The following is a 6,241-nucleotide window of genomic DNA, read 5'->3' as shown; positions in this document are numbered from 1 at the left end:
AGTTGCGGGTCCTTCGCGAGTCGAGGGACAAAATCGTCTATGACAGCGGCGATCGCATCGTAGCCGCCGAGGCGCTTATAGAGAGACTCCGCCTTTTTCTCCTGGGAAATTGCCCCCACGCTGCCGCAGAGCGTACAGAAGCCCAGAAAGAACAAAACAAACTGGCGGGTGCTTACCGAACGAAATCTACCCATGACAAACTTCCTTTCTTGATTGATAAGATGTGATGCCCCCGGGAGAGTTCAGAGATGATAGGCAAACTCGGCCGAATTGTCAAGTCCAAAACCCCCGTTCCTTCGATGACGCCTCCCGGCTTGGCCCCGGCTTGATTCTTGCGGGCCAATTCGCTACCATCCAGAGGCAATTCCAAGGACTACCTCGTTGTGAGAACCGTAATGGCGGAGGACCACCGCTTCGCTCCTTCAATCCGCATCGCCCGCGCCCCGATACTCCTCCTCGATCTGGTCTTTGTCATCTACGCTTGCTTCGCAATTTACCACGGTGTTGTAAAACCGGCCCTGCCCGGCCAGCTTTCACTTCCATATCCGGTCGTTGTCGAAGGGGTCAAGATCTCGAACCCCGACGAAGCCGAATTCCTTGTGAGTTCGCACATGGTGGGCGACAGCGTCCGGATCGCGTTGTCGGAAGGATCGGAGCCGGAGATCGTCGCCCTCGTTCCCCACCATGACCGGTTTGATTTCATTCTCGATCTTCTCGTCGCCTTCCTGATCCTTGCGCTGGGGGCTCTCATCTATCTCTTTCGAAGGGACGATCCTGCCGCGGTCGTGTTTCACCTGGCGACGATCACTCTCGCCGCCGCTCTCTTGGGGACGAAAACGATTTACGCCGTCGGGCCGCCGTGGGTGGGCGTCCTCTGCTGCCGGTTTTTCTTCCTGTCCTACATGATGATCCCCGTCCTCTTTGTCCATTTTACATTTCTTTTTCCGGCGGTGAGACGGCAACCCTACGTGAGGGCGATGCGCTGGGTGTATGCGGGCGCGTTTCTTCTCGCGGTGTGGGGGGGAATCTCGTACCTGCACGCGGCGGAAGCACGTACCATCGGGAGCTTCCGGGAGAGTTCAACGATAGCGATGATCCTCAACGCCGTCGTGTTCATCGCCCTCTTCTCCGGAGTCGGCAACTTCATACTTTCGTACCGGCAAGCCTCGGCCACCTCGGAGAAGAGGAAAATCCGCTGGATTCTCTTCGGCCTTTGCGCCGGGACCGCTCCATTTCTCTTCTTCTGGGTCCTTCCCCTCGCGATGGGCCGGCTGCCGCTGGTTCCGGAATATGTCTTCAAGCTCTTCCTGCTCCTCATACCCCTGACGTTCGCGATCTCGATTGCGCGATACCATGTCATGGACATCGATCTGTTGATCAATCGGAGCGCGGTCTATGTCATCATCGCCGGCGCGCTCCTGGGGACCTATGCGGGTCTGGTCGCGCTGGCGACCGTCGTCGTTGGGAGCGCCGCGCCGCTTTCTTCGCCATGGATCCCCGCCGCGGCGGCGATCCTCATCGTATTCCTGTTCGATCCTCTCCGCGCGAGGACCCAGCGGTTCGTGGACAGGGCGTTTTTTCGCGTGCAATATAATTACCGCGAATCCCTCCGCCGGCTCGTTGATGACATGAAGGAAAGGGTCGATACGACAGCGATGTCGGAACTGATCGTGCACCGGGTCGACGAGCTTCTTCCCGTCGAGCGGATCGGATTTTTCCTCGTCACGGAGGGGAGCCAGCGCATGCAGTTGCTCGCGCACAAGGGTTTTGACATGCTGGAAACGCACGGGGTGCGGCTCCAGAGCGAGAATCTGAAGAGCGAATTGCGCCTGCCGGTCGCGCTCGATGATCGCATCGAACCCGGGCAGCGGTACGAATCGGCGGATGCGGAAGTGTTCCGCCGTTGGGGAATGGCCCTCGTGATTCCGATGATGACTGAGGAGAAGGAAATTCTCGGATTTCTGGTCCTCGGGCCGAAGAAATCGCAGGTGCGGTTTACCGTCGAAGACGTCGACCTTCTCACCACGATCACGCTCCATGCAGGCCTCCTGGTCCAGAGGATCATCCTCCAGGAAAAGCTGTTCGTCGAGCGGGAGTCCGGAGAACGGTTGCGGGAGTTGAGTCAACTGAAGTCCTACTTTGTGTCGAGCGTCTCTCATGATCTGAAAACTCCGCTCACGTCCATCCGTATGTTCGCGGAACTTCTTCGAACGAAGAAACATCTCCCCGCCTCCCGGGTGGAAGAGTATCTGAAGGTCATTGAAGGGGAAAGCGACCGGCTGACGCGGCTCATCAACAACGTGCTCGACTTCGCCCGGGTGGAACGGGGGGTCAAGGAGTATCACTTTTCCGATGTCTCGATCGACCAGCTCATGCTGCATGTCCTGCAAACCATGGACTACCAGCTGAGCATGGGACACTTTACGGTCCTCAGGCGCCTTGAGGCGGGCGACGCCGTTCTCTCTGCCGACCCCGATGCCATGACCGAGGCGTCGATCAATCTTCTCACCAACGCGATGAAATATTCCCCGGAGAAGAAGGAGATTGAGGTGTCGACATTCCGGCAGAACGGTTCGGTCGCAATCAGGGTCAAAGACCACGGCATAGGCATCGCTTCCGCCGAACTCGAGCATATTTTTGAGCCGTTCTACCGGACGCACGGCGGGAAGGAAACCGGCGCCGGAGGGACGGGGCTCGGCCTCGCGCTGGTGAAGCATATTGTCGAAGCGCACGGGGGGCATATCGAAGTGAAGAGTGCTCCGGGCGAAGGAAGCGAGTTCACGGTCTATTTCCCGGATCAGCACTCAGACTCAACCAAGGGGGCAAACGGATGAAACGCATTCTGGTCATCGAGGACGACCCGGCGATACTTCGGGGTTTGGTCGATTCGCTCGCGGAAGAGCACTATGATGTCCTGACGGCAACCGACGGCGAGAAGGGCTGCCTCATGGCCAAACGCGAGAATATCGCGCTGATTATTCTCGATATCATGCTGCCGAAAAAAAACGGACTGGAGGTGTGCCGGGACCTGCGCGGGCAGGGGATGGAGACCCCGATTCTCATGCTCACCAGCAAGAAAGAAGAAATCGATCAGATCCTGGGGCTGGAATTGGGGGCGGACGACTACATGACGAAGCCGTTCAGCGTCAAGGTGCTCCTCGCACGGATCAGTACGCTTCTCCGCAGGAAGGGGACTCCTTCCAAAGAGATCGAAGAATACTCGTTCGGAGATGTGGAGCTCGACTTCAGGAAGCAGGAGGCCAGGAAGATGAGGCGGGAGGTGAAGTTGTCGACGAAGGAATTCGAGGTCCTGAGGTACTTCGCTGCGCACGAAGGGGAGGTCGTCACGCGGGACATGCTTCTGACCGACGTCTGGGAGTATGGAGACGAGGAATCCATCCCCACGACGAGGACGATCGACAACTACATTCTCTCCATCCGCAAAAAGATCGAATCGGATCCCTCAAAGCCGGTCCATCTCCTCACCGTGCAAAAGGCAGGGTACAAGCTCGTCAAGTGATGCTCATCCCGATCGCTCTTTTGTGATCCTGAGCGTACCGAAGGATCTCACTGATTCAGGTGCAGAGATTCTTCGCTCCACTTCGTTTCGCTCAGAATGACAGTTGGTAGGTAGCCGCAGCCTTCAGGCTGCGTCTTGTTCCCGTTCCCACGCTCCGCGCCGCCACCCGCGAACACCCGCTTTTGCGCGTGATGCCGCTGAAAGATCGAGAGCTTGAAATAGACAAATGTCACGACCGCGAGCTTCAGGAGGAACTGGCCGAACGGCTCTCTGCGGGATTGCAGCCGGATAATTCTGAACCATCGCCTCAGGATACTGCTCCACGAGTAAAAGAGCCTGTTCACCCTCTTGTACGCGCGATAGATCTCCTCCGGCGTGAGATACTTGTGGCGGAACACCAGATGATCCCCTTCATAATGGGAAAGATCCTCATCCATGAGCCTCCCTTCCGCAACCACGGTATCATAGAACGGGGTCCCGTAGATTGGAATTGAAATCGAGGGGAGGATGACTGCGTTCCCAACCTCTTCAAGGCGCTGGGGGAGCGTTTCGTAGTATTCCCGGGTGTCCTCATCAAGGGCGAACATGAGGCCCGTGAAGGTCAGAATGCCGCGCCGGTGGAGCTTTTCGAACGCCTCCTTGTACTCGCCGACCTTATTCTGCCGCTTTGCGACGCCGGCGAGGCTCCGTTCGTTCAGCGATTCCATTCCGATGAACGCCATTCTGCATCGGGCCTTCGCGAGAAGATCGACGAACTCGTCATCCCGGAGGCATTCGATGCTGAATTGCGTGCCGACAGCCCAGAAGTCGAGCTTCGCCACCTCCCGCAATAACTCCTTCGCGTACCTCAGGTCTCCGCCGAGATTATTGTCGAGAATCATCGCCATCTTCCGCTTATGCCAGGGAAGGCCGCGCACGTTCTTCAGGTCGTTGAGGACATCCGCGATCGGCCTCATCCGGTAGGGCGTTCGCCTGATGTTTAACGCGCAGTAGGTGCACGGATGGGGGCATCCCCGGGATGCCTCGGTGACGATGGGAACGGAGTACCCCGATTCAACGAGGTCGTACCGCGGCGGAGGTATCCCCTCCAGGGAAGGGGTCAAACCCGCAGAGTACCGCCGGCTGAGCGTGCCGTCGAGCGCATCCTGGACCATCCGGGGGAAGATTCCCTGCGCCTCTCCGACAAGGATGGAATCGAAGTAGGGAGCGACCTCATCCGGAAACGTCGAGGCGAACTTCCCGCCTCCCATCACGATCTTTCCCATCGCACGGAAACGCGCTGCCACTTCGAACGCATGAGGCGCCAGGTAATCGAGGAAGCTGAGGGCGATAAGAGAGGCATCAGTCGAATAATCGATCGGGCGCACCATCTCGTGAAGCACCTCCACTTCCACCGTCGAAGGGGCCATCCCGGCCAGGAGAATTCCGGGAAGCGGAGGGGCGGGGGTGCGCGCATAATAGGGATCGGCTCCCTTGAGATTCTGAAAGAAAACGATAATGAGCAGCTTTGGTTTTTTCATCGGAGGCTCCGTCTAGTGTTCGTTCGTGCGGTGGTTCGCCGGTACACATACGGTCTCAGGGACGCACCCGCAACAATTCCACACCTCTTCGACCGCGGTCAGGAGGCGGTCGATGTCGTTCCGCGTGTGAGTCGCCATCATACTGATCCTGAACCGTTGCTGGGAGACGGGGACGGCGGGATATTCGACCGAATTGATGAAGATGCCCCGCTTGTGAAATTCGTATCCGGCGCGGCGGATGTTCATTCCGGCCGGCACGCGGAGAGGGATGATTGCAGCCCCGGGAGCGCAATCGAACCCGAGCTCGTTCAGCCCGGCAGAAGCCAGGCGGACGTTTTCCCGGAGGTGCGCAAGGAGTTCGGGTTCCTGCTCGATGACATCGAGTCCGGCGATGACTGTCGCGATGGCCGCCGGAGGGAGCGACGCGGAAAACATGTACGATCGCGCGAAGAAACGGAGGTAGTTGACGATCGATTTGGAGGCGGCCACGAATCCGCCGGTCACGGTAAACGTCTTGCTGAATGTCCCCATCACGATATCGATCGCGCCTTCGAGCCCGAAATGTTCCGGGGTGCCTGCTCCCGTCGGGCCCATCACGCCTGTCCCGTGCGCATCGTCCAGCATGAGGATCGCTCCGTTCGATTTACAGATAGGGAGAATCCGGTCAAGAGGCGCGAGGTCGCCGTCCATCGAATAGACCCCTTCCACGCCGACGAACCGGTCTCCCGCGGAATCAGAGCGGCGCATCGAGAGCATCGATTCCAGCCGGTCGCAGTCGTTGTGCGGAAACCGGTACGATTGCGCGTTCGCCAGTTTGATTCCGTCGCAAAACGAGGCGTGACTGTACCCGTCGTAGAAGACGGTATCCCTCGGATTGAGTAACCCGCTCACAAGGCCCACGTTCGCTCCATACCCGCTGGAGAAGATCATTGCATCTTCGGTGCGCTTGAGCGCCGCGAGCCGCTCCTCCAATTCCCGGTGCAGCCTGGTGTAGCCGCTGAGCAGGGGCGGGCCTCCAATTCCCGCGCCGTAGTGGTCGAGAGCCATGTGGGCGCGCTCCTTCACCACCCGGTGGTTTGCAAGTCCGAGATAATTGTTCGACCCGAACATCAGCATCCTCACAGGCTCCCCGGAAAAGGGGTCTATAACCGAGACTTCCCGGTCTGCCGCGCTGATGATCTCCCTCATGCAGAGCATCTGC

Annotated in this window: 5 protein-coding genes; 2 read left to right on the top strand and 3 right to left on the bottom strand. The window is 58.6% G+C overall.

All coding sequences use genetic code 11. From position 1 onward, the window contains the following. A partial coding sequence (locus tag VI215_05690; GenBank protein HEY6191804.1) for a hypothetical protein occupies positions 1-194 on the bottom strand: 194 nt, incomplete at its 3' end. A 201-nt stretch (positions 195-395) separates the two neighbouring features. Here VI215_05690 and VI215_05685 point away from each other — a divergent pair. Then, the gene (locus VI215_05685; protein ID HEY6191803.1) at positions 396-2,834 is read left to right on the top strand and encodes a HAMP domain-containing sensor histidine kinase; all 2,439 of its coding nucleotides are present in this window, start codon (positions 396-398) and stop codon (positions 2,832-2,834) included. Further along, on the top strand, positions 2,831-3,520 hold the full coding sequence (locus VI215_05680) for a response regulator transcription factor (protein HEY6191802.1): 690 nt from the start codon (positions 2,831-2,833) through the stop codon (positions 3,518-3,520). The genes VI215_05685 and VI215_05680 overlap by 4 nt, the downstream gene beginning before the upstream one ends. Positions 3,521-3,567: 47 nt before the next feature. On the opposite strand, the gene VI215_05675 is transcribed toward VI215_05680, so the two are convergent. Both VI215_05675 and VI215_05670 read right to left on the bottom strand, forming a co-directional pair. Continuing rightward, entirely contained in the window at positions 3,568-5,040 is a 1,473-nt protein-coding gene (locus tag VI215_05675; protein HEY6191801.1) for a radical SAM protein, read from the bottom strand. Between the two features lie 12 nt (positions 5,041-5,052). Further along, positions 5,053-6,241 (bottom strand): pyridoxal phosphate-dependent aminotransferase family protein (locus VI215_05670; GenBank protein ID HEY6191800.1); only part of this gene is annotated, 1,189 nt, incomplete at its 5' end.

The sequence above is a fragment of the Bacteroidota bacterium genome (genome assembly GCA_036522515.1).
Lineage (GTDB): Bacteria > Bacteroidota > Ignavibacteria > UBA10030 > SZUA-254 > VBOC01.
Note: the sequence above shows the minus strand (reverse complement) of the source record. Positions and strands in the feature narration are given on the sequence as shown.

Excerpts from the sequence above, each read along its gene's own strand:
- VI215_05685 (HEY6191803.1), top strand. The coding sequence starts at position 396 with ATGGCGGAGGACCACCGCTTCGCTCCTTCAATCCGCATCGCCCGCGCC.
- VI215_05680 (HEY6191802.1), top strand. The coding sequence starts at position 2,831 with ATGAAACGCATTCTGGTCATCGAGGACGACCCGGCGATACTTCGGGGT.
- VI215_05675 (HEY6191801.1), bottom strand. The coding sequence starts at position 5,040 with ATGAAAAAACCAAAGCTGCTCATTATCGTTTTCTTTCAGAATCTCAAG.